The 23,586-nt window shown below is 71.5% G+C and carries 20 protein-coding genes and 1 pseudogene; 17 read left to right on the forward strand and 4 right to left on the reverse strand.

Annotated features, from left to right (window positions below):
- Positions 1-52: 52 nt before the first annotated feature.
- Complete coding sequence (locus ACF08M_RS15195; RefSeq protein WP_392185701.1) at positions 53-781, reverse strand: FadR/GntR family transcriptional regulator; 729 nt, start codon at positions 779-781, stop codon at positions 53-55.
- Between the two features lie 77 nt (positions 782-858).
- Between ACF08M_RS15195 and ACF08M_RS15200 the strand changes: the two genes are divergently transcribed.
- The 3 genes from ACF08M_RS15200 to ACF08M_RS15210 are packed head-to-tail and all read left to right on the forward strand — an operon-like array spanning position 859 to position 4,412.
- Positions 859-2,226: a glutamine synthetase family protein gene (locus ACF08M_RS15200; RefSeq protein WP_392185702.1), complete on the forward strand. Its 1,368-nt coding sequence runs from the start codon at positions 859-861 to the stop codon at positions 2,224-2,226.
- Positions 2,227-2,234: 8 nt separating this feature from the next.
- Positions 2,235-3,614, forward strand: a complete 1,380-nt coding sequence (locus tag ACF08M_RS15205) for an aldehyde dehydrogenase family protein (protein WP_392185703.1) — start codon at positions 2,235-2,237, stop codon at positions 3,612-3,614.
- A 6-nt stretch (positions 3,615-3,620) separates the two neighbouring features.
- Complete coding sequence (locus tag ACF08M_RS15210; RefSeq protein WP_392185704.1) at positions 3,621-4,412, forward strand: 3-oxoacyl-ACP reductase; 792 nt, start codon at positions 3,621-3,623, stop codon at positions 4,410-4,412.
- 404 nt (positions 4,413-4,816) lie between these two features.
- Here ACF08M_RS15210 and ACF08M_RS15215 read toward each other — a convergent pair whose 3' ends face one another.
- On the reverse strand, positions 4,817-6,019 hold the full coding sequence (locus ACF08M_RS15215; RefSeq protein ID WP_392185705.1) for an amino acid deaminase/aldolase: 1,203 nt from the start codon (positions 6,017-6,019) through the stop codon (positions 4,817-4,819).
- Positions 6,020-6,650: 631 nt separating this feature from the next.
- Between ACF08M_RS15215 and ACF08M_RS15220 the strand changes: the two genes are divergently transcribed.
- From ACF08M_RS15220 to ACF08M_RS15235, 4 genes and pseudogenes are all read left to right on the forward strand, one after another.
- Positions 6,651-7,553 carry a hypothetical protein gene (locus tag ACF08M_RS15220; RefSeq protein WP_392185743.1) on the forward strand — a complete coding sequence of 301 codons (903 nt, stop codon included), beginning with the start codon at positions 6,651-6,653 and terminating at the stop codon, positions 7,551-7,553.
- Positions 7,550-8,749, forward strand: a complete 1,200-nt coding sequence (gene mycP, locus ACF08M_RS15225; RefSeq protein WP_392185706.1) for a type VII secretion-associated serine protease mycosin — start codon at positions 7,550-7,552, stop codon at positions 8,747-8,749. Before ACF08M_RS15220 ends, mycP begins: the two co-directional genes overlap by 4 nt.
- Positions 8,750-8,959: 210 nt before the next feature.
- Positions 8,960-9,688, forward strand: coding sequence for an SseB family protein (locus ACF08M_RS15230; protein WP_392185707.1), 729 nt, complete (start codon positions 8,960-8,962; stop codon positions 9,686-9,688).
- Positions 9,689-9,720: 32 nt separating this feature from the next.
- Positions 9,721-10,133 (forward strand): annotated as a pseudogene (locus ACF08M_RS15235) (aquaporin); the annotation flags it as partial.
- Between the two features lie 81 nt (positions 10,134-10,214).
- Here ACF08M_RS15235 and ACF08M_RS15240 read toward each other — a convergent pair.
- Positions 10,215-10,577 carry a DUF1844 domain-containing protein gene (locus ACF08M_RS15240; RefSeq protein ID WP_392185708.1) on the reverse strand — a complete coding sequence of 121 codons (363 nt, stop codon included), beginning with the start codon at positions 10,575-10,577 and terminating at the stop codon, positions 10,215-10,217.
- Positions 10,578-10,920: 343 nt separating this feature from the next.
- Between ACF08M_RS15240 and infC the strand changes: the two genes are divergently transcribed.
- The 9 genes from infC to ACF08M_RS15285 all read left to right on the forward strand — a co-directional run bounded on the left by infC (position 10,921) and on the right by ACF08M_RS15285 (position 21,072).
- Positions 10,921-11,619 (forward strand): translation initiation factor IF-3, encoded by a 699-nt coding sequence (gene infC, locus ACF08M_RS15245; protein ID WP_392185709.1) that lies wholly within the window; start codon positions 10,921-10,923, stop codon positions 11,617-11,619.
- A gap of 121 nt (positions 11,620-11,740) precedes the next feature.
- Positions 11,741-11,935 carry a 50S ribosomal protein L35 gene (gene rpmI / locus ACF08M_RS15250; protein WP_114243588.1) on the forward strand — a complete coding sequence of 65 codons (195 nt, stop codon included), beginning with the start codon at positions 11,741-11,743 and terminating at the stop codon, positions 11,933-11,935.
- Between the two features lie 110 nt (positions 11,936-12,045).
- Positions 12,046-12,429 carry a 50S ribosomal protein L20 gene (gene rplT / locus ACF08M_RS15255; RefSeq protein ID WP_030879305.1) on the forward strand — a complete coding sequence of 128 codons (384 nt, stop codon included), beginning with the start codon at positions 12,046-12,048 and terminating at the stop codon, positions 12,427-12,429.
- Positions 12,430-12,554: 125 nt separating this feature from the next.
- The gene (locus tag ACF08M_RS15260; protein ID WP_392185710.1) at positions 12,555-13,388 is read left to right on the forward strand and encodes a TrmH family RNA methyltransferase; all 834 of its coding nucleotides are present in this window, start codon (positions 12,555-12,557) and stop codon (positions 13,386-13,388) included.
- Between the two features lie 319 nt (positions 13,389-13,707).
- Entirely contained in the window at positions 13,708-14,865 is a 1,158-nt protein-coding gene (locus tag ACF08M_RS15265) for an ATP-binding protein (RefSeq protein ID WP_392185711.1), read from the forward strand.
- Between the two features lie 200 nt (positions 14,866-15,065).
- Complete coding sequence (pheS, locus tag ACF08M_RS15270) at positions 15,066-16,193, forward strand: phenylalanine--tRNA ligase subunit alpha (RefSeq protein ID WP_392185712.1); 1,128 nt, start codon at positions 15,066-15,068, stop codon at positions 16,191-16,193.
- Positions 16,193-18,745: a phenylalanine--tRNA ligase subunit beta gene (pheT, locus tag ACF08M_RS15275; protein ID WP_392185713.1), complete on the forward strand. Its 2,553-nt coding sequence runs from the start codon at positions 16,193-16,195 to the stop codon at positions 18,743-18,745. Before pheS ends, pheT begins: the two co-directional genes overlap by 1 nt.
- A 346-nt stretch (positions 18,746-19,091) precedes the next feature.
- The gene (locus ACF08M_RS15280) at positions 19,092-20,441 is read left to right on the forward strand and encodes a transcriptional regulator (RefSeq protein ID WP_392185714.1); all 1,350 of its coding nucleotides are present in this window, start codon (positions 19,092-19,094) and stop codon (positions 20,439-20,441) included.
- A 97-nt stretch (positions 20,442-20,538) separates the two neighbouring features.
- On the forward strand, positions 20,539-21,072 hold the full coding sequence (locus tag ACF08M_RS15285) for an NUDIX hydrolase (protein WP_392185715.1): 534 nt from the start codon (positions 20,539-20,541) through the stop codon (positions 21,070-21,072).
- Positions 21,073-21,142: 70 nt separating this feature from the next.
- On the opposite strand, the gene ACF08M_RS15290 is transcribed toward ACF08M_RS15285, so the two are convergent.
- Positions 21,143-22,003: a 3-hydroxybutyryl-CoA dehydrogenase gene (locus tag ACF08M_RS15290; RefSeq protein WP_392185716.1), complete on the reverse strand. Its 861-nt coding sequence runs from the start codon at positions 22,001-22,003 to the stop codon at positions 21,143-21,145.
- Positions 22,004-22,192: 189 nt separating this feature from the next.
- Here ACF08M_RS15290 and ACF08M_RS15295 point away from each other — a divergent pair, with 189 nt between their 5' ends.
- Positions 22,193-23,485: a glycoside hydrolase family 10 protein gene (locus ACF08M_RS15295; RefSeq protein WP_392185717.1), complete on the forward strand. Its 1,293-nt coding sequence runs from the start codon at positions 22,193-22,195 to the stop codon at positions 23,483-23,485.
- Positions 23,486-23,586 lie beyond the last annotated feature (101 nt).

Consider the following 23,586-nt stretch of genomic DNA (forward strand, 5'->3'; position numbering starts at 1 on the left):
TTACCTTTGTATTTCCGGGAGTTGCGCACCAAAGCGGAACCGGCGGCCCCGGTCAGGCCAGGAATCCGCGCAGGAGCGCGGCCGTACCGGCGCAGTGCTCGCGTATCACGGCACGTGCGGCCTCCGCGTCCCCGTCGAGAACCGCCTCGACGAGGCTCGCGTGCTGATGCTGCGAATGCTCCAGATTCCGTACGAGCAGCGGTATGCAGTCCAGAAGGTCGTTCAGGGTGGCCCGGACGGCGGCGTACTGCGCGGTCAGGGATGCGGAGCCGGAGAGTTCGGCCAGGGTCAGGTGGAACAGGGTGTCGCGCCTGCGGTACTCGGGCAGAGGTGCTTCGTGAGTCGCCGTCAGAGCCGTGCGCAACCGGTCCGCACCCTCGTCCGTCAGTCCCTGTGCCGCGCACAGCCCGGCCGCCCCGGCCTCCAGCACCTCGCGGAAGCGCAGCACGTCCTCGATGTCGACGGACTCCACCTTCCGGCGCAGCTCGTCCTCGCCGGGGCTGCCGGCGCGGGGCAGCACGAACGTGCCGCCGTACCGCCCGCGTCTGCTCTCCACCAGGCCCTGGTCCTGGAGGACCTTCAGTACCTCGCGCAGCGTGACCCGGCTGATCCCCAGCAGCTCGGCCAGCTCGCGCTCGGCGGGCAGCCGCCCGCCGTCGGGCACCAGCCCGAGCCGGACCACCTGGAGGATCTGCTCCAGCGCCTCCTCGAAGCCGTTGCCCGCCCGGACGGGCCGAAGTACGGGCATCAGGCGGTCGGTGAACCCGCTTTCCTCGGCCATGTCCCCGTTTCCCCTTCACAATTAATGGTTCTCTCACATACCTTAAGCCTTCCGGCTGACCGAAGGAGGAGTATCCCGTGGCAGACCGAACACCACCGCTGGGGATCGAGGAGCTGCGCGCCCTCGTCGCGAGCGGTGAGATCGACACCGTCGTCCTCGCCTTCCCCGACATGCAGGGACGGCTGCAGGGCAAGCGGTTCGCCGCCGGCTTCTTCCTCGACGAGGTCCTGGAGCACGGCACCGAGGGATGCAACTACCTCCTCGCCGTCGACACCGACATGAACACCGTCGACGGATTCGAGATGTCCTCCTGGGAACGCGGCTACGGCGACTTCGCCATGCACGCCGACCTCTCCACCCTGCGCCCGGTGCCCTGGAACGAGGGCACGGCCATGGTCATGGCCGACCTCGCCCAGGACGACGGCTCGCCCGTCGCCGCCGCACCCCGCCGGATCCTGACCCGCCAGCTGGAACGCCTGGCCGGGCTCGGCTACACCGCACACGTCGGCACCGAACTCGAATTCATCGTCTTCAAGGACACCTACGAGCAGGCATGGGACCGCAACTACCGCGATCTGACCCCCGCCAACCAGTACAACATCGACTACTCCGTCCTCGGCACCGGCCGCGTCGAGCCGCTGCTGCGCCGCATCCGCAACGACATGGCCGCCGCGGGCCTCACCGTCGAGTCCGCGAAGGGCGAGTGCAACCCCGGCCAGCACGAGATCGTGTTCCGCTACGACGAGGCCCTGGTCACCTGCGACCAGCACGCCGTCTACAAGACCGGCGCCAAGGAGATCGCCGCCCAGGAGGGTGTCGCACTCACCTTCATGGCCAAGTTCAACGAGCGCGAGGGCAACTCCTGCCACATCCACCTCTCGCTCCGGACCGCCGACGGATCCCGGCCCGGCGCCATGGCGGGCGAGGACGGCGGCATGTCCCCCGTGATGCGCCACTTTCTCGCCGGGCAGCTGGCCGCCCTGCGGGACTTCTCCCTCCTCTACGCGCCGAACATCAACTCCTACAAGCGTTTTCAGCCGGGTTCCTTCGCCCCGACCGCCGTCGCCTGGGGCCACGACAACCGGACCTGCTCGCTCCGCGTCGTCGGCCACGGCCGCTCGATGCGCTTCGAGAACCGGCTGCCCGGCGGCGACGTCAACCCGTACCTCGCCGTCGCCGGAATGATCGCGGCGGGCATCCACGGCATCGAGAAGGGCCTCGAACTCCCCGAGCCCTGCGAGAACAACGCCTACACCGCCGACTACGACCACGTCCCCACCACCCTGCGCGAAGCCGCCGAACTCTGGGAGCGGAGCGAGATCGCCCGGGCGGCCTTCGGCGACGATGTCGTGGCGCACTACCGCAACATGGCCCGCGTCGAACTCGAAGCCTTCGACGCCGCAGTGACCGACTGGGAGCTCCGCCGCTCCTTCGAACGCCTGTGAGGCACTGAGTGACCGCACCCGACCACCCGGTGGAACACCACGTACTCAACCCGGCGACGGAAGAACTCCTCGCCACCGTCCCGGCCACCCCCGCCGCCGAGGTCGACACGGCGGTCGTCCGGGCCGCGGCGGCCCAGCGCACCTGGGCCGCCCTCGCCCCCGCCGACCGCGCCCGGCTGCTGCGCCGCTTCGCCGCCGCCGTCGACGGCGAAGCCGAACAACTGGCCCGACTGGAGGTCCAGGAGGCCGGCCACACCCTCGGCAACGCCCGCTGGGAAGCGGCCAACGTCCGCGACCTGCTCGACTACGCCGCCGGGGGAGTGGAGCGACTCGCCGGCCGGCAGATCCCGGTCCCCGGCGGACTCGACGTCACCCTCCTCGAACCCCTCGGCGTCATCGGCGTGATCGCCCCGTGGAACTTTCCCCTGCCGATCGCCGCCTGGGGTCTCGCACCCGCGCTCGCCGCCGGCAACGCCGTGCTCCTCAAGCCCGCCGAGACCACCCCGCTCACCGCCCTGCGGCTGGCCCGGATCGCCCTGGACGCGGGCCTTCCCGAACACCTCCTCCAGGTGCTGCCGGGCGCCGGTGACGTGACCGGCAACGCCCTGGTCGAGCACCCCGGAGTGGCCAAGATCGTCTTCACCGGCTCCACCCGGATCGGCAAGCGGATCATGGCCAGGTGCGCCGACCGGGTGAAGCGGCTCACCCTGGAACTCGGCGGCAAGAGCCCCAACATCGTCTTCGCCGACGCCGACATCGAGGCCGCCGCTGCCGCCGCGCCCATGGCGTTCCTGGACAACGCGGGCCAGGACTGCTGCGCCCGCACCCGCATCCTCGTCCAGCGGTCCGCGTACGACCGCTTCCTGGAACTCCTCGCCCCCGCGATCGAGGCGGTCGTCGTGGGCGACCCGTCCGACGAGAACACGCTGATGGGCCCGCTGATCTCGCGGGAGCAGCGGGAACGGGTGCGCGGTTACGTCCCCGAGGACGCGACCGCCCTCAGGGGCAAGGCGCCCGAAGGGCCCGGCTTCTGGTTCCCGCCGACCGTCCTCACCGATGTCCGCGCGGACTCGCCCGTCGCCACCGAAGAGGTCTTCGGGCCGGTCGCCGTCGTCCTTCCGTTCGAGGACGAGGCCGACGCCGTCCGGCTCGCCAACGCGACGGAGTACGGCCTCGCCGGCTCGGTCTGGACCCGTGACGTGGGCCGCGCGCTGCGCGTCTCACAGGCGGTCCGGGCCGGGAACCTCTCCGTCAACTCCCACTCCAGCGTCCGCTACTGGACCCCTTTCGGCGGCTACAAACAGTCCGGGCTGGGCCGCGAACTCGGCCCCGACGCGCTCACCGCATTCACCGAGACCAAGAACGTCTTCATCAGTACGGAGGCCTGAGCCGGCATGACCACCACCGACAACGAGAACATCTGCCGCCGCCTCGTCGGCCGCACCGCCGTCATCACCGGAGCCGCCGGCGGCATCGGCCTGGCGACCGCACGCCGTCTGGCCTCGGAGGGTGCCCACATCGTCTGCGGCGACATCGACGAGAACGCGGGCAAGGCCGTGGCCGAGGAGGTCGGCGGTACCTTCGTACGCGTCGACGTCACCGACCCCGAACAGGTCGAGGCGCTGTTCCGGACCGCCTTCGACACCTACGGCTCCGTCGACATCGCCTTCAACAACGCCGGCATCTCCCCGCCCGACGACGACTCCATCCTCACCACGGGCCTGGAGGCGTGGAAGCGCGTCCAGGATGTCAACCTCACCTCCGTCTACCTCTGCTGCAAGGCCGCCCTGCCCTATATGCGCCGCCAGGGCCGCGGCTCGATCATCAACACCGCGTCCTTCGTCGCGGTCATGGGAGCGGCCACCAGCCAGATCTCGTACACCGCTTCCAAGGGCGGTGTCCTCGCCATGTCCCGCGAACTGGGCGTGCAGTTCGCCCGTGAAGGCATCCGCGTCAACGCGCTGTGCCCGGGGCCGGTCAACACCCCGCTGCTCCAGGAACTGTTCGCCAAGGACCCGGAACGCGCGGCCCGCAGGCTCGTGCACATCCCGGTCGGCAGGTTCGCCGAGGCCACGGAGATCGCGGCGGCCGTCGCGTTCCTCGCGAGCGACGACTCCTCGTTCGTCAACGCCACCGACTTCCTCGTCGACGGAGGGATCTCCGGGGCGTACGTCACACCTCTCTAAGGGCTGTCCCGTAATCCCTGGTGGATCAGCGCGCGGCGTCAGATGCGGTGCATCGCAAGGCGGAGGGACGTCCGCATACTGGATGTATTCGGGCGTTCCGACAACGCGGCGAGGATGGGGCCTCCCCTGCTCGAGCGCAGCCGAGAGCTTGGGGAAGTAGCTGTCGTTGTGCGCCCGCCGGGGATTACGGGACAGCCCTTAGTGCCGCGACGGGGCAAAGCTCGCCGGGAGGGGCACCAGGACCTGTCGAGATGCCACGGACGCACGCCGACGGAGGCCCGGCCGGGCCTCCGTCGGCGGCAGAACCCTGGAGTGGGGATGAGCGGCGCGACGCCGCACGCCCGGTGTACGGACGCGGCGTGGCAGCTCCGCAACTCCCCGAGTTCCTCGGCGGTTCCCCGCGCTCAGAGGAACGTACGGCCCTCGCCCCGGTACGTCGGCACGGTCGCTGTGATCCGGTCGCCCTCGATCAGCTGCAACTCATCGAAGCGTTCGCACAGTTCACCGGCCTTCGCGTGCCGGAACCACACCTTGTCGCCGATCAGCAGATCGTCGGCCGGGGCGCCGAGCAGCGGGGTCTGCACCTCGCCCGGCCCCTCCTGCGGGTCGTAGCGCAGTCCCTCCGGCAGATACGGGACGGGCAGCCGGTCCGCCCCCGCGGGCCCGGACGCCGGATAGCCGCCACCGAGGACCGTCACCACACCCACACCCGGCCGGCGCACCACCGGCTGGGCGAACAGCGCCGCCGGACGCGCCGTGAACGAGGTGTAGTTGTCGAACAGCCGCGGCACATAGAGCCCCGACCCGGCGGCGATCTCGGTCACCGCGCGCTCCGCCGCCGTGTGCTGCACACTGCCGGTGCCGCCGCCGTTCACGAACTCCAGGTCCGGCGCCACCGCCCTGACCGCCCGCACCACCTCGGCCCGCCGGGCGATCAACTCCTTGCGGCCCGCGGCCTGCATCAGCCGGATCGCCCGGGAGCGCAGCGGCCGCCCCGCGACCGAATCCCCGACCCCGGCTATATGCCCCTCGTACGCCATCAGCCCCACCAGGCGGAAGCCGGGCCGGCGCGCCACCGAGCGTGCCAGTTCGGCCAGTTGGGCGGGGGAGCGCAACGGTGAACGCAGCGCGCCGATCCTGACCCGGCCGCCGAGCAGCCGCAGCGAGGTGTCCAGCTCCAGACAGACCCGGATCTCCTCGCGGCCACCGGCCCGCGCCGCGTCGATCAGCTCCAACTGCGCGTGGTCGTCCACCATCACCGTCACGGCCGCGGCGAGCTTCGGATCCGCTGCCAGTTCCGCGAAGGCGGACCGGTCGGCCGACGGATAGGCCAGCAGTACGTCCTCGAATCCGGCCCGTGCCAGCCACAGCGACTCGGCCAGCGTGAACGACATGATCCCGGCGAACCCGGGCCGCGCGAGCACCCGCTCCAGCAGGGCCCGGCAGCGCACCGATTTGCTCGCCACCCGGATCGGCTTCCCGGCGGCCCGGCGCACCAGATCGTCGGCATTGGCATCGAACGCGTCCAGGTCGACCACGGCGATCGGGGCGTCCAGGTGGGCGGTGGCGCGGTTGTAGCGGGTCCGGTCAGCGGCGCGGGCAGTCATGGCCGCAGCTTGCCAGACGTCCGTACCGCTGGGTAGGGGGATGATCCGTGCAGATCGTCCGGGGGCAGTGCGGCCCGCTCCCACCGGGGCCGTTCCACCCCGTAGAGTGACGAGCACGCGGCAACCAACGGGCCTGCCTGTGACGTCGATCCGCGCACGGTACGGAAAAGGACCAGGGGGGCGGATGAGTACCGAGGCGCAGCGGGCTCCTGTTCCGCCCCGCCCCACGGCCCCACCGGTGCCCGCAGACCTGATGCGGAATCCTGTCGAACCCTCCACGAGCGCGTCCGCCCCGCCGCGTCCGGAGATCCCGCACACCGCGGCAGCCGCTCCCGCCGCTCAGTGGCCCGAACCGAAGAACGAGCCGAATAACGAACCGAAGAACGAGCCGGAGCACGCGTCGAAGGCGGTAGCGGCACCTCGCCCGGCGCCCGCGTCCGAAGTCCCGCCCGTGGTTCCGCCCGAAGTCCCGTCGGTGGTGCCGCCCGTGGAGACCACGGTCCGGCTGCGGCCCGTGCCCGCGGCACCCGCTCCTGCCCCTGACGCGCCTGTGCCCACCTCCGCACCGGCCGTGATGCCGCCCCGTCCCGAGCAGCAGCCCGCCGCCACGCGGCGCCGGCCCGTCGGAGCCGTGGACCTCACCCCGCGTCCGGGCGCGACCCCGCCACCGTCCGGCCGGACGCCCGTCCCGCCCACGTACCAGCAGCCGTACCCGTACCGCTCTCCGCTCCCCGAGACACCCGTCGAGACCACCACCCGGCTGCGCCCCATCCGGCCACACCACCGCGTCCGGACCGCGGCCGCCGCGGCCTGTGTGGTGCTCGGGCTCGGGCTGATCGGCGGCGCGGCCACCGGCGCCTGGCTCACCAGCGACTCCTCCGCCGACCCCGCCGCCCACAGCGCCTACACCCTGGGTCGCTCCGCCTGGCACAGCGTCCCCGTGGAGACCCTCTTTCCCCGCACGCTCAGCGGTGAGGGAGCGGGCCCCGGCGGCGCCGACCGGGTCTGGGTCCGGGTCGCCGTCGCCCCGGACAGCGGCTGCAAGGCCGGGCTGGACCCGCTGCTGGCCAGGACCCTCGGCCCGGTCGGCTGCGAGCGCATGCTCCGTGCCACGTACACGGACGCCACCAGCAGCAGCGTCACCACGGTCGGGTTGATCTTCACCGAGGGCGACCCCGAGGCCATGCGAGCGCTGAGCACCCGCTTCACCGACCAGCACCTCGGCCTGCGCGCCGACCTGATGCCCCGTGCGTACCCCGTCAGGGGCACGGCCGCCGCCGGGTTCGGCGACCGGCAGCGCGCCAGCTGGACCGTCCGCGTACTGACCGAGGTCCCCGTCGTCGTGTTCTCCGTCTCCGGGTTCGCCGACGGCCGTGCGGTCACCGATCCGCAACCCGTCGAAAAGGCTGTGGCGGCGAACGCGACGACGGCCGCGGCCCAGGCCGGACTCGGCCACGAGGCCAGGGGAATCGCGGACCGGATCGAGCGCGGCCTGCGCCGGACCGTCACCGACCTCACGGAGAAGCCGGAATGACCCGCCGCGCCCGCCGCCATCGCCGAGCCCTGGGCGCGGTCTGCGCCGCCACCGCGTTCGCCCTCCTGCCCGCGACGCCGGCCAGGGCCGACGCCATCCGGGACCAGCAATGGGGCCTCCAGGCGCTCCACACCGAGCAGGCCTGGCGGACCACCAAGGGCAGGGGAATCACTGTCGCCGTCGTCGACACCGGGGTCGACGACAGCCTCCCCGACCTGGCCGGCCGAGTGCTGCCCGGCGAGGACATGATCGGCTTCGGCGCCGGCCGCGGTGACCCGGCCTGGGCGCGGCACGGCACCGCGATGGCAGGGATCATCGCAGGTCATGGTCATGGTGACGGCAACAGCGACGGAGTTTTGGGCATCGCGCCCGAAGCGAAGATCCTCCCGGTCCGGGTGATCCTCGAAGCCTCCGACCCGGCCCGCGCCAAGGCCCGGGAGTCCCGCGGCACCGCCCTCGCCGACGGCATCCGCTGGGCCGCCGACCACGGCGCCGACGTCATCAACCTCTCCCTCGGCGACGACAGCAAGTCCGCGCACCCCGAGCCGGGCGAGGACGCCGCCATCCAGTACGCGCTGAAGAAGGGCGCCGTCGTCGTCGCCTCATCGGGCAACGGCGGCGAGAAGGGCGACCACATCTCGTACCCGGCCGCCTACCCGGGCGTGATCGCGGTCGCGGCCGTCGACCGGTACGGCACCCATGCCGCGTTCTCCACCCGCCGCTGGTATGCCACCGTCAGCGCCCCCGGGGTCGACATCGTCGTCGCCGCCCCCGACCGCCAGTACTACGTGGAGTGGGGCACCTCCGCCGCCGCCGCGTTCGTCTCGGGCGCGGTCGCGCTGGTCCGTGCCGCGCATCCGGGACTGACGCCCGCCCAGATCAAGCAACTGCTCACGGACACCGCTCGCAGCGCCCCGGCCTCCGGCCGCGACGACGCACGCGGTTACGGCATCGTCGACCCCGCCGCGGCGATCCGGGCCGGGGCCGCGCTCCGCCCCGCCGGTCTGCGCGCCGAATCCGCCGAGGCCGGTTACCGGAAGCGGTACTTCGGCCCCGGCCCCACCCCCGAGCACCGTGGGACCGGCACCACGGGCTGGCTCGCCCCCGCCTCGGGCGGCCTCGGAGCGGTCCTGCTCGCGCTGGCCGTGGTGCTGTGGCGGGGCAGGAGCGGCGGGCCGGCCGGCGTACGGCGTTGACCGCGGCCATCGCGTGATCCGCCGTCCGGCCGGACCACTGCCACCCCGCCACCGAACCCGCCACCAGGACCGTGGCCGTCACGGACGCGGACGGGGCAGCACGGCGGAATCCTGTCCGGGACACGGCCCCGACGGCAGGAACGGCCCCTGGGAACCAGCTGGGTCCGACCTGTCGGCACGGCAGGAAACCCGAGGTACTACGCTCGCCGTGTGGCGCAGAAGAACATTCCGGACCCCGGTTACTCCGACGACGACGGCACGGCAGATCCGGCCCTGGCCGCGGCACTCGCCGCCTGGGCAGAGGACCGGAAGGCCATCGGCCCGGTACTCGAAGCCCTCAAGGGCACCCGGCTCCTGGTCCCCGTCGTCGCCGTGCTCGGGGAAGTGGAGGAGGACGAGAAGGGGCTGCGCCGCGAGAAGACCAGCGACATGGCCGTCCCCACCCTTCAGGCAGGGGACCGCCGGGCCCTGCCCGCCTTCACCTCGACCGCCTCGCTGGCGCTCTGGGATCCGCAGGCCCGTCCCGTCGCCGTACCCCTGCACCAGGCGCTGCAGGCCGCCGCGCACGAGAAGGCGGACACGGTCGTCCTGGATCTCGCCGGTCCGGTGGCCTTCGAACTGACCGGCTCCGCGCTCCTGGCCCTCGCCGAGGGCCGTACCAGCGCCGACCCGCTGGACGATCCCGCGGTCACCTCGGCGGTGCGGGACGCGGTCGCCGCCGAGCCCGCGGTGCTCCGCGCCCACCTCGGCCCCGGCCGGGCCGACGGCACCCTCGCCCTCGTGCTGGCCCCCGGCGCGGACCCCGGCGGCGCGGCCCGCCGGGTCGCGGAACGACTGGCAGCCGATGACGTCCTGCGCGCCCGCCTGGTACGTGGCCTGGACCTCGCGCTGCTCCCGGCCGACGCGAACACACTGGGTGAAGCGCTGTTCACTCGCTGATCACCCGATCGGTCCAGCGTGCGCGATCGCGCATCGGATATGCGCCCGGGCCGGTGTCCGGCTGCCATGTGAACCCCGCGGTGACGCTGGGGATGCGGGTCGCCCGCCGGATCGACGTACGGACGGCCGTCTCGTACTGGGTGGCCCAGCTGCTCGGTGGCATCGCCGGTGCCGCGCTGCTGTTCCTGCTGGCCGGGCAGGTGCCGGGGCTGAAGACCGAGGGGGCGTTCGGCAGTAATGGCTACGGCGAGTGGTCGGCATTCCGCTCACCGGCACCTCCGTCAACCCGGCGCGCAGCCTCGGACCGGCGCTGTTCGAGGGCGGTGAGGCGCTCTCCCAGCTCTAGCTGTTCCTGGTCGCCCCGCTGGTCGGCGGAGTGATCGCGGCACTGGTGCACCAGCTGACGCACCCGGTCCAGGGGCAGGTCCGGCTCGGCACCGTCTGACTCCGGTGCGACGCCGTGAGCCCCCGCCCGGGACGGGCGGGGGCTCACGGCCGTGGAAAGCCGGTGGGGGGAGGGGCGGGGTCAGCCGAAGACGGGGCCGGTGTACTTCTCGCCGGGGCCCTGGCCGGGCTCGTCCGGTACGAGTGACGCCTCGCGGAACGCCAGCTGCAGCGACTTCAGGCCGTCGCGCAGTGGCGCCGCGTGGAAGGAGCTGATCTCGGTGGTGCTGGCGTCCATCAGGCCGGCCAGCGCGTGGACCAGCTTGCGGGCCTCGTCGAGGTCCTTGTGCTCGTCGCCGTCCTCGGTCAGTCCGAGCTTCACGGCGGCCGCGCTCATCAGATTGACCGCGACCGTCACGATCACCTCGACCGCGGGCACCTCCGCGATGTCGCGGGCCATGTCGTCGAAGCCGGGGGAATCACTGGTGGGGGTCGCGTCACTCATGCGCCATACGATAGGCCCACGTCCGCGCGCCCCGTCCGCGGGAGCGGTGGGCGACAGCTGGTTAGCGCACGCCCGGGGGAGCTGCTAGCCTGGTGTAACGACCGGCTGGGCAGCTATGTGCTCAGCCCACAAGTGGAGGCTCCGATCTCCCACCTGGCTGTCCATGCGGACAGCGGGTCACCGGTCAGGTGGCGCCCATCGTTCCGTACGGACGATGGAGCCGCCCGATGCGCCCCGCGGTTGACCGCGGCGGTGTTCCGGTTGTTCCAGGAGCCCCGCCTGTGTCCCGTCCGGGGCATTTTTCTTGGCCTGGTGCGGTTGGTCTGACGAAAACAGACGTTACGTGGCTGTCCGCCAGGCGGCCGCGTGGTGCTACCGAGGAGGATCCATCAGCGCCGAGCCCCGCATCAACGACCGGATTCGCGTTCCCGAGGTGCGACTTGTCGGTCCCAGCGGCGAGCAGGTCGGGATTGTTCCGCTTGCCAAGGCCCTGGAACTCGCACAGGAGTACGACCTCGACCTGGTCGAGGTGGCGGCGACCGCCCGTCCGCCCGTGTGCAAGCTCATGGACTACGGGAAGTTCAAGTACGAGTCGGCCATGAAGGCCCGTGAGGCGCGCAAGAACCAGGCGCACACGGTCATCAAGGAGATGAAGCTCCGGCCGAAGATCGACCCGCACGACTATGACACCAAGAAGGGTCACGTCGTCCGGTTCCTCAAGCAGGGCGACAAGGTCAAGATCACGATCATGTTCCGTGGTCGTGAGCAGTCCCGCCCGGAGCTGGGCTTCCGACTGCTCCAGCGTCTCGCTTCGGATGTGGAGGAACTCGGCTTCATCGAGTCCAACCCGAAGCAGGACGGCCGGAACATGATCATGGTTCTGGGCCCGCACAAGAAGAAGACCGAAGCCATGGCCGAGGCCCGCGAGGCCCAGGCCGCCCGCAAGGCGGGGCGTCAGGGTTCCACCCCCGACGCCGAAGCCGCGGGCGGGGCTGCCGAAGCGCAGCCCGAGGCTCCGGGCGACACACCTTCCGAGGCATGACCTCAGGGGGCCGCCATCCAGGCGGCCCCGGGTCTGCACGGAATTCCCACCAAGATCTGACGCCCCTGCTGTCCGGTGCCCGCACCGAGAGGGGCGCCACTGACGAGGAGAGAACGGCGCGATGCCGAAGAACAAGACGCACAGCGGTGCCAGCAAGCGCTTCAAGATCACCGGCTCCGGCAAGGTGCTCCGTGAGCGCGCCGGCAAGCGCCACCTGCTTGAGCACAAGTCGTCCAAGAAGACCCGCTCGCTGACCGGCACGGTCGAGCTGGCCCCGGCCGACGCCAAGAAGGTCAAGAAGCTTCTCGGCAAGTGAGGCAGCGGCCCCCGGTGCATCCGGGGGCGGCGACCTCGACTTCAGACCGGGACCAATTCGTTTCCGGGCCGTGTGAGTCCAACCACGGCCCCGCTACAAGGAGTTAAAAAGTGGCACGCGTCAAGCGGGCAGTAAACGCTCACAAGAAGCGCCGGGCGATCCTCGAGCAGGCCAGTGGCTACCGGGGCCAGCGCTCCCGCCTGTACCGCAAGGCGAAGGAGCAGGTCACCCACTCCCTCGTCTACAACTACAACGACCGCAAGAAGCGCAAGGGCGACTTCCGTCAGCTGTGGATCCAGCGCATCAACGCCGCTGCCCGCCAGAACGGCATGACGTACAACCGCCTCATCCAGGGTCTGAAGGCCGCCAACATCGAGGTGGACCGCAAGATGCTGGCCGAGCTCGCGGTCAACGACGCCAACGCGTTCGCCGCCCTCGTCGAGGTTGCCCAGAAGGCCCTCCCGAGCGACGTCAACGCCCCGAAGGCCGCCTGATCCAGGTCGCACTTCGTGTCTTCTGAGCCGGACCCGCAGGCGCTCGTCGTCTGCGGGTCCGGTGCGTTGCACGACATGTTCCGTACGTCCGTCACCTCCGTACGCAGAGAGGCTCGCCGCCGACCATGGGCACCCCCGAACTGATCTCCCCGCGATCGCCGCGCGTCATCGCCGCCCGGCGGCTGGCCAAGCGCAATTTCCGCGGCAAGGAGCGCAGGTTCATCGCCGAGGGGCCGCAGGCCGTGCGCGAGGCCGCCGAACACCGCGGCAGCGACGGCGAACCGACGCTGATCGAACTGTTCGCCACCGTCGAAGCGGCCGATCGGTACGCCGACATCGTCGACGCCGCCCACGCGGCGGGTGCGCGGGTGCACCTCGCCGACAGCGGTGTGCTCGCCGATGTGTCGCAGACCGTCACCCCGCAGGGACTGATCGGTGTCTGCCGCTTCCTCGACTCGCCGTTCGACGCCATCCTCGCCGCGAGGCCGAAGCTGGTCGCCGTCCTCGCCCATGTACGCGACCCCGGGAACGCCGGTACGGTGCTGCGCTGCGCCGACGCGGCGGGCGCGGATGCCGTCGTGCTCACCGATGCCTCGGTGGACCTGTACAACCCCAAGTCCGTCCGGGCCTCCGTCGGCTCGCTCTTCCATCTGCCGGTCGCCGTCGGTGTCCCGGTCGAGCAGGCGGTCCAGGGGCTGAGGGACGCGGGCGTACGGATTCTCGCCGCCGACGGCGCCGGCGACGACGACCTCGACGACGAGCTCGACGCGGGGACCATGGGCGGGCCGACCGCCTGGGTCTTCGGCAACGAGGCCTGGGGCCTGCCGGAGGAGACCCGCGCGCTGGCCGACGCCGTCGTGCGGGTGCCGATCCATGGCAAGGCGGAGAGCCTCAACCTGGCGACGGCAGCGGCCGTGTGCCTGTACGCCTCCGCCCGCGCCCAGCGCACTCGCCCCTGAAGGGCCGTCCCGCAGTCGCCGGCGGGCGACCGGCGCGGCGAACGACGCCTCGTGGGGTTTGCGGCCTGTTCCTGATGGCGATCGCGGCCTGTACGGCCGCCGGATCGTTCGCCTCCGGATCGCTCGTGCGGCGTGTGCGGGCGGCCCGGCCGACCGGGGGCCGCGGAGAGGTGGCCGTCCGGCCGATGCCATGCCCGTACCCCGCCGGACGGTGCACGGGTGCGGTGCGCCCCCGCAGGGTGTCGCTCCGTCACCGACGACTAGTAGGGTGACGGACTCGGGGGCCCACTGCACCGGTTCGAGAGGTGGGGTACGGGATATGGCTGTCGGCATGAGCAGGCCGCGCGGGACGCACACGGCCGCCGTGCGCGTCTGGGAGGGCCCCGGTATCGCGGGTGAACCGGACGACGGCCGGGACGGCGCAGCCGTCCATCCCGACGACCTCCCCGACGGCCTGGTCATCGCCGACGAGACCGGCCGGGTCATCTGCTTCAACTCCGCGGCGGCCCGGATCACCGCCGTGCCCAGCGCCGCCGTTCTCGGCCGCTCCCTGGAGCACGCACTGCCGCTGGAGGACCTCAAGGGCCGCCGCTGGTGGGCGCTGACCGATCCGTACGGCGGCCTCGCCACCCGGGTCGGCCAGCCCGAGCGCAATCTGCTGCTGCCCGGCGGCCGCGAGGTCCTGGTCTCCGCACGGTACGTACGCGAGTACCCGACCGGTCCCGTACGCCGCGTGGTGATCTCGCTGCGCGGCACCGAGGCACGCCGCCGCACCGAACGCAGCCACGCCGAGCTGATCGCCACCGTCGCCCACGAGCTGCGCTCCCCGCTGACCTCCGTCAAGGGTTTCACCGCGACCCTCCTCGCCAAGTGGGAACGGTTCACCGACGACCAGAAGCGCCTGATGCTGGAGACCGTGGACGCCGACGCGGGCCGTGTCACCCGGCTCATCGCCGAACTGCTCGACATCTCCCGGATCGACTCGGACCGGCTGGAGCTGCGCCGGCAGCCCGTGGACCTCTCCGCCGCCGTCGAGCGCCACATCCAGGCCCTCACCGCGAACGGCCAGACCCCCGACCGCTTCCTCGTCCGCACCTGCCAGCCGCTGCCCGCGGTCTGGGCCGACCCGGACAAGGTCGACCAGGTGCTCGGCAACCTGCTGGAAAACGCGGTGCGCCACGGCGAGGGAACCGTCACCATCGAAGTCGCACCCGCATCCGTGCCCGAGAAGAGCGACGAGAAGGGAACGGCCGTCACCGTGAGCGACGAAGGCCCCGGCATTCCCGAGGAGTCGATGGTCCGTGTCTTCACCCGCTTCTGGCGGGGCAGCAAGCGCGGTGGCACCGGCCTGGGCCTCTACATCGTCAAGGGCATCGTCGAGGCGCACGGCGGTACGATCACAGTCGGTCGCGGCCCCGGCGGCGGCGCGGAATTCCGATTTATTCTGCCCGTGAGCGCACCGGCCTACTTGAGATAAGAGGGCTTGCGGAGCAATCAGGCAGGAGGGTGGTGGTGGGCGACGGGAGGGCCTGAGCAGTCCACGGGCCTCCCACCCACCCGGTGACCCTTAGAATCGACCTTTGGCACCTTTGCGTCCTGTCGCCGTCGAGCGGGGCCGCGGGGTCCGGGGTGTCCCCGGTTCAGAGCAGTATCAGCCAATCGGAAGCACGGGAAGAGATGTCGGCACCGAACAAGTCGTACGACCCAGTCGAGGTCGAGGCACTGAAACCGGAAGAGATCGAGCGCATGCGGGACGAGGCGTTCGCCGCCTTCGCCGCCGCCGGTGACCTCGACGCGCTCGCCCAGGCGAAGACCGCGCACACCGGTGGTACCTCGCCCCTGTCGCTCGCCAACCGGGAGATCGGCGCACTGCCGCCGCAGGCCAAGGCCGAGGCGGGCAAGCGTGTGGGCCAGGCCCGCGGCGCCGTGAGCAAGGCCCTCGCCGCCCGCCAGGCGGAGCTGGAGGCCGAGCGGGACGCCCGCGTGCTGGTCGAGGAGGCGGTGGATGTCACGCTGCCCTACGACCGCACCCCGGCCGGTGCCCGCCACCCGCTGACGACCTTCATGGAGCGTGTCGCGGACGTCTTCGTGGCCATGGGCTACGAGGTCGCGGAGGGCCCCGAGGCCGAGGCGGAGTGGTTCAACTTCGACGCCCTGAACTTCGTGCCCGACCACCCGGCCCGGCAGATGCAGGACACCTTCTTCGTCCGGGGCGCCGACGGCGCCGGGAACGACGAGTCGGGTGTCGTGCTGCGCACGCACACCTCGCCGGTCCAGGCCCGTACCCTGCTCGACCGCGAGCCCCCCGTCTACGTCGTCTGTCCCGGTCGCGTCTACCGCACGGACGAGCTCGACGCGACGCACACCCCGGTCTTCCACCAGATCGAGCTGCTCGCCGTCGACGAGGGCCTCACCATGGCCGACCTCAAGGGCACCCTCGACCACATGGTCCAGGCGCTCTTCGGCCCGGACATGAAGACCCGGCTCCGGCCGAACTTCTTCCCGTTCACCGAGCCGTCCGCCGAGATGGACATGGTCTGCTACGTCTGCCGCGGCGCCTCCGTCGGCAACCCGGACCGGCCCTGCCGCACCTGCGGCAGCGAGGGCTGGATCGAGCTCGGCGGCTGCGGCATGGTCAACCCCAAGGTGCTCGTCGCCTGCGGCGTCGACCCCCAGAAGTACAGCGGATTCGCCTTCGGGTTCGGCATCGAACGGATGCTGATGTTCCGCCACAACGTCGAAGACATGCGAGACATGGTCGAGGGTGACGTCCGGTTCACCCGGCCGTTCGGGATGGAGATCTGATGCGCGTCCCGCTTTCCTGGCTGCGGGAGTACGTCGACCTGCCGGCGACGGAGACCGGCCGTGACGTACAGGCCAAGCTCGTCGCCGTGGGTCTGGAGGTCGAGACCGTCGAGCAGATCGGCGCCGGCCTCAGCGGCCCGCTGGTCGTCGGACAGGTACTGACCATCGAGGAGCTGGAGGGGTTCAAGAAGCCCATCCGCTTCTGCACCGTCGACGTCGGCCACGCCAACGGCACCGGCGAGCCGCAGGAGATCGTCTGCGGAGCCCGTAACTTCTCCGTCGGCGACAAGGTCGTCGTGGTCCTCCCGGGCGCCGTCCTGCCCGGCGACTTCGCGATCGCCGCGCGCAAGACGTACGGCAAGACCTCGCACGGCATGATCTGCTCCACCGACGAGCTCGGCATGGGCGACGACGGCACGCACGGCATCATCGTGCTGTCGCCGGAGCACGAGGCCGGCACCGACGCGATCGAGCTGCTCCAGCTCGTCGACGAGGTCCTCGACATCGCCGTCACGCCAGACCGCGGCTACTGCCTGTCCATGCGCGGCGTCGCCCGCGAGACCGCCATCGCGTACGGGCTGCCGCTGCGCGACCCGGCGCTCCTGGACGTGCCCGCGCCGAACGCGTACGGCTACCCGGTCAAGGTCGCCGACCCCATCGGCTGCGACAGGTTCACCGCCCGCACCGTCGTCGGCCTCCAGCCCGAGGCACGCTCCCCGATCTGGCTGCAGCGCAGGCTGCAGAAGGCCGGGATGCGCCCGGTCTCGCTCGCCGTCGACGTCACCAACTACGTGATGCTGGAGCTCGGCCAGCCGCTGCACGCCTACGACCGCTCCCGGCTCGACGGGCCGATCGGGGTGCGCCGTGCCGAGCAGGGCGAGAAGTTCACCACCCTCGACGGCACGGCCCGCGTCCTGGACGCCGAGGACCTGGTCATCACCGACGACCGCGGGCCGATCGGCCTCGCGGGCGTCATGGGCGGAGCCAACACCGAGATCGCGGACGTCCAGGAGGGTGCGCACGGCACCACCGAGGTCGTCATCGAGGCCGCGCACTTCGACCCGATCTCGATCGCCCGGACCGCGCGTCGCCACAAGCTGTCCTCCGAGGCGTCCAAGCGCTTCGAGCGCGGCTGTGACCCGCAGGCCGCGGCCGCCGCCGCGCAGCGCACCGTCGACCTGCTGGTCCTGCTCGCCGGCGGCACCGCCGAGGCCGGCGTCACCGAGGTCAGCGCCCCGTCCGCGCCCCGCACCATCGCGATGCCGGCGGACCACCCCGACCGGGTGGCCGGCGTCGTCTACGGCCGGGAGACCGTCGTACGCCGTCTCCAGGAGGTCGGCTGCGACGTCTACGGGCAGGACGAACTGATCGTCACCGTGCCGTCCTGGCGTCCCGACCTCGGCGAGCCCAACGACCTCGCCGAAGAGGTCATCCGGCTGGAGGGTTACGAGAACCTCCCGTCCACCCTCCCGACGCCGCCGTCCGGCCGCGGGCTCACCGACCGCCAGCGGCTGCACCGCAGGGTCGGCCGGGCGCTCGCCGGGGCCGGCTACGTCGAGGCGCTGAACTACCCGTTCATCGGTGACGCGGTCCTCGACCAGCTCGGGATCGAGGCCGACGACGCCCGCCGCCGCACGGTCGAGCTCGTCAACCCGCTCTCCGACGAGGAGCCGGCGCTGCGCACCACGCTGCTGCCGGGCCTGCTCGGCGCACTGCGGCGCAACGACGGCCGTGGCAGCCACGACCTGGCGCTCTTCGAAACCGGCCTGGTCTTCATTCCCCAAGCTCTCAGCTTCGTTCGAGCAGGGGAGACCCCACTGACCGGCAGCGAGACCAAGGCCGTACAGCTGCCCGTCGACCGCCGTCCCACCGACGAGGAGATCGCCGGGCTCAACGCCACGCTGCCGCGCCAGCCGCGCCACGCCGCGGTCGTCCTCGCGGGCGCCCGCGAGCAGGCCGGCTGGTGGGGCAAGGGCCGCCCGGCCGACTGGGCGGACTCCATCGAGGCCGCCCGTACGATCGCCCGCGAGGCCGGTGTCGAGGTGACCGTCCGCGGCGGCCGGCACGCGCCGTGGCACCCGGGCCGCTGCGCCGCGCTGTATGTCACGGTGAACGGCGCGGAGACCCTCTTCGGGCACGCCGGTGAGCTGCACCCGCGCGTCATCAAGGAGCTGCACCTGCCGGAGCGCACCTGCGCCATGGAGGTCGAGCTCGATGTCCTGGAGCAGGCCGCCGACGGCGCGCTCCAGGCGCCCCGGATCTCCGCCTTCCCGGTGGCGACCCAGGACGTCGCGCTGATCGTCGCGGAGAGCGTCCCCGCCGCCGAGGTGGAGCAGGCGCTGCGTGCGGGCGCGGGTGAACTCCTCGAATCGCTGCGGCTGTTCGACGTCTTCACCGGCGAGCAGATCGGTGCGGGCCGCAAGTCACTGGCGTACGCGCTGCGCTTCCGCGCCGCGGACCGCACGCTGACCGTCGACGAGGCCACGGCCGCCCGTGACGCCGCGGTGGCCCTGGCCGCCGAGCGGACGGGCGCGGTGCTGCGGGGCGCCTAGCGCCGCACGCGACACAGGGTGAAGGAGGGGCGTATCCGAATCCGGATACGCCCCTCAGCGCTCGCCGGGCGGCACAGAACCGCACCTGGGCGTCGCCCGCGCCGTCCGCGCCGCCACGGGGTGCCGGGCAGGTCGGCGGGACGGACCGGTGCGGGTGCGGGCCGTCGACTGTACGAGGGGGAGCAGACGACCCGGCCGCCTCTTGCGAGACGACTGATTCAACCGATCCGCGTCCCGGAGCGAAAGAGTGCGCGGCGGGATGCTTCGGGCATTCCGTTCACACCCCGTGTGAATCGTGCTCCACTGGTGCGACACGCCTCGGCGTGCCGAACCACCGGAGGGGCACATGGGGGCAACGGAGCCCAACATTCTGCTGGCGGCCCTGATCGAGGAGGCGGGTGTCTCCCGGGCCGGCCTCGCCGCGCACATCAACCGGGCCGGCCGCTCCCGCGGACTGCGCCTGCGGTACGAACACACCGCGGTGGCCCGCTGGCTGAAGGGGCAGCGCCCGCGCGGCCAGGTGCCGGACCTGGTCTGCGAAGTGCTCGGGAACCGGCTGAACAGGCCGCTTTCGCTGGACGACATCGGCATGGCGGCACCCGGCACCACCGCGGTCGTACCCGTGTCCACGCTCACCGGATTCGTCGAGCGGGCCACCGCGCTGTGGCGCTCCGACGAACAGCAGCGCCCGCACATACTCGCCTCCGCGGCCGTCACGGGCACCACGGCGGTGATGCCCGTCTGGGAATGGGAGAACCCGCCCGAGGACCTCGACGTCTCCCGCAGCGGCACCACCCGCGTCGGCACCGCCGACATAGTGACCTTGCGCGCGGCCCGCACCCACTACGAACTGATGTACCGCAGGGCAGGCGGAATCGCGACCAGATCCCGCATCGTCGGCTTCCTCAACGCGGAGACCGCCCCGCTGCTGCGCGGCGGCTACAGCGACGCCATTGGGCGCCGACTGCACCGGGCGACGGGCGGACTGGTGGCCGTCGCGGGCATCTGTGCCTATGACTCCGACGCGCACGGACTCGCCCAGCGCTACTTCCACCAGGCGCTGCGGCTGGCCAAGGCGAGCGGGGACCGGGGACTCGGCGGCTATGTGATCGCCCTGCTGGTCAACCAGTCGCTGTGCCTCGCCGAATACCGGCAGTCGGTGGCCTTCGCGCAGGCGGCGTTGCGGGCCGCCGGCGACCACATCACTCCCGCGCTGGCCGCCGATCTGTACGCGATGCAGGCCAAGGCGTACGCCCGCATCGGCGACGCCGCCGGTGCCCTGAAGTGCATCCGGCGCGCCGAATCGGAGGCGGAACGCATCCGTCCGGGTCATGAACCGGACGAGACGGGGTACGTCCAGCCGGGCCTGGTCGACGTGCAGGTGGCCGAGGCCCTGCTCAGCCTCGGCGATCTGCCGGGGGCCAGGGAACACGCGGCGACGGCCGTAAGGGCCCCGGCCCATGACCGGGGCCGGGTGCACCGGCTGGCCATGCTGACCCACATCGAGCTGCGCCAGGGCGAGGCGGACCGGGCGGCGGCCACCGCCGTGGAGATGGCGGAGCGGGCCAGGGGCATGGAGTCGCAGCGGCTGCGCGACCGGCTGCGTGCGGTGCGCGGGGATCTGGTCGCGAGCGGCTGCGCCGAGGCGGGGCGGGCCGCCGAACTGATCGACGGGGCGTTGCGCGTACCGCTGTGAGTGCCCGGCGATGCGTACCCAGGGGTACCGGTGCGTTCCCCTCCGGTCCTGCTCCTGCTGCGATGTTGTCACCTACTTGTCGGAAGGTGGCAAAACTGTGCAATGGGCGAACCTGAACGAACGAACTGTGTATGAGAACCGCTGGTTCCGGGTCAATCTGGCGGATGTGGTCATCCCTGACGGCCGCCATCTCGACCACTACCTCATCCGGTTCCGCCCCGTCGCGGCGGCCACCGTCGTCAACGAGGCCAACGAGGTGCTGCTGCTGTGGCGGCACCGTTTCATCACCGGCAGCTGGGGCTGGGAACTCGCCGCGGGCGTCGTCGAGGACGGCGAGGACATCGAGGCCGCCGCAGCCCGGGAGATGGAGGAGGAGACCGGCTGGCGTCCCGGCCCGCTGCGCCCGTTGCTGACCGTGGAGCCGTCGAACGGTCTCACCGACGCCCGGCACCACCTCTACTGGTCGAAGGAGGCGACCTGGACCGGCCACCCCGGCGACGACTTCGAATCCTCGCGCCGCGAGTGGATACCGCTCAAGCTGGTGCCCGACATGATCGCCCGCGGCGAGGTCCCGGCCGCCGGCATGGTGGCCGGGCTGATGATGCTCCACCACTTACGGCTGGGGGGATAAGGCCCGGACGGAGCGCGGGGCCGGCCGGAGGATCGCCCCGGCCGGCCCCGCACGGGCACATGAGGACGGATCAGGAGTACGGGTAGAAGCCCGAGCCCGTCTTGCGGCCGAGCCGGCCCGCGTCCACCATCCGCTGGAGGAGCGGGGGAGCGGCGTACAGCGGCTCCTTGAACTCCGCGTACATCGAATCGGCGACCGAGGCCACGGTGTCCAGACCGATCAGGTCGGAGAGCTTCAGCGGGCCCATCGGGTGGGCACAGCCGAGCTCCATGCCGTTGTCGATGTCCTCACGGCTGGCGATTCCCGACTCGAACATCCGGATCGCGGAGAGCAGATACGGAATGAGCAGCGCGTTGACGACGAAGCCCGAGCGGTCCTGGGCGCGGATCGGGTGCTTGCCGAGGACGTCCTGGACCAGGGCCTCGGCGCGCTTCACCGTCTCGTCGGACGTCGTCAGCGCGGGGATCAGCTCGACGAGCTTCTGCACCGGGGCCGGGTTGAAGAAGTGGATGCCGATGACCTGGTCCGGGCGGGAGGTCGCCACGGCCAGCTTCACCAGCGGGATGGAGGAGGTGTTCGAGGCGAGGATGGCGTCCGGCCGGGTCACCACCTGGTCGAGCACCTGGAAGATCTCGGTCTTGACCTGCTCGTTCTCCACGACGGCCTCGATGACGAGATCGCGGTCGGCGAACTCCCCGAGGTCGGTGGTGTAGCTCAGACGAGCGAGTGTCTCATCGCGCTCCTCCGGAGTGATCTTGCCGCGTTCGGCGGCCTTCGAGAGGGAGTTGTGCAGCCGGGTGCGGCCGATCTCCAGCGCCTCGCCGGTGGTCTCGGCCACCATGACCTCAAGACCGCTGCGGGCGCAGACCTCTGCGATACCCGCGCCCATCTGGCCACAGCCCACCACTCCGACGCGTGCAATGTCGGCCATAGAGTCCGTCACCTCGTGCCTTTCGCTGTTCTCCGTGTCGCAGGTTCCCGTCTGATTCCGGTGCCCGCCCAGACCCCCCGACGTTACTCCGCGGCCTACGGGTCATCGCGGGCCGGGGCGGGCATGCTCTGCGTTACGCCTGAATACAGAGGCGACGGACGATGACAGAGAGACGGCAGGTGCAAGGAAATGCGGCAAATGGCCAGAAGAGGCTTTGTGGCGGGTGCGGCCGCGGTGGTCGCGGGGGTGGTGAGCACCGTCGCCACCGCCCATGGCGCCTTCGCGGCTCCGTCCCGGCAGACCGGTTCCGGGCGGACGGGCGCGCCGTCGCGCGAGGGTGGCCACCGGGTCGCGCGGCGTGAGCTGCGCGGGATGTGGGTGGCCACCGTCGCCAACCTCGACTGGCCCTCGGCGCCCGGACTGACGGCGGCCGAGCAGCAGGCCGAGCTGATCGGGTATCTCGACGAGGCCGTCGACCGGCGGCTGAACGCCGTGATCCTCCAGGTCCGGCCGACCGCCGACGCGCTGTGGCCCTCGCCCTACGAACCATGGGCCCAGTACCTCACCGGGGTCCAGGGCAAGGACCCCGGCTGGGATCCGCTGGGCACCGCCGTCCGCGAGGCGCACCGCCGCGGCCTGGAACTGCACGCCTGGTTCAACCCGTACCGGGTCGCCAACCACACCGACCCGTCCCGGCTGGCCGCCTCGCATCCCGCCAGACTGCACCCCGACTGGGTCCTGCCGTACGGCGGGAAGCTCTACTACAACCCCGGAATTCCCGAGGTCCGCCGCTTCGTCCAGGACGCGATGCTGGACGCGGTCCGCCGCTACGACATCGACGCCGTGCACTGGGACGACTACTTCTACCCGTACCCGGTGGCCGGGCAGGTCTTCGACGACGACGCCACGTACGCGAAGTACGGCGCCGGCTTCCCGGACAAGGACGCCTGGCGGCGCGACAACACCGACAAGCTGGTGCGCGAGACCGCCGAGCGGATCAAGAAGATCAAGAAGAACGTCCAGTTCGGGATCAGCCCGTTCGGGGTGTGGCGCAACGCCGCGACCGATCCGCTCGGCTCCGACACGAAGGCGGGTGTGCAGACCTACGACGATCTGCACGCCGACACCCGCGGCTGGGTCAAGAAGGGCTGGATCGACTACATCTGCCCGCAGATCTACTGGAACATCGGCTTCGCCGCCGCCGACTACGCCAAGCTGTTGCCCTGGTGGAGCGAGGTCGTGCGGGGCACGGGCGTCGATCTGTTCGTCGGCGAGGCCCTCTACAAGGCCGGCGACCCCGCGCAGCCCGCCGCCTGGCAGGACCCGGCCGAACTCTCCCGCCACCTCGACTTCGCCGCCGACTACGACCAGGTGCGCGGCCACGTCTACTTCTCCGGCAAGGACGTGATGACGGACCGGATCGGAACCATGGCCCGGGTGGTGGCCGACCACTACCGCAACAGGGTGCGCCCACCCCGCTGACACAAGAGGTGCGGGCACACCCGTATTGCGGGCGGGCCGACGGGAATCCCGACGGCCCGCCCGGGGCCCGGGGGCGAGCAGCGGCGCCCTCCGCCGGAGGC

It is taken from the genome of Streptomyces sp. NPDC015032, assembly GCF_043080425.1.
In the GTDB taxonomy this organism is placed as follows: Bacteria; Actinomycetota; Actinomycetes; order Streptomycetales; family Streptomycetaceae; genus Streptomyces.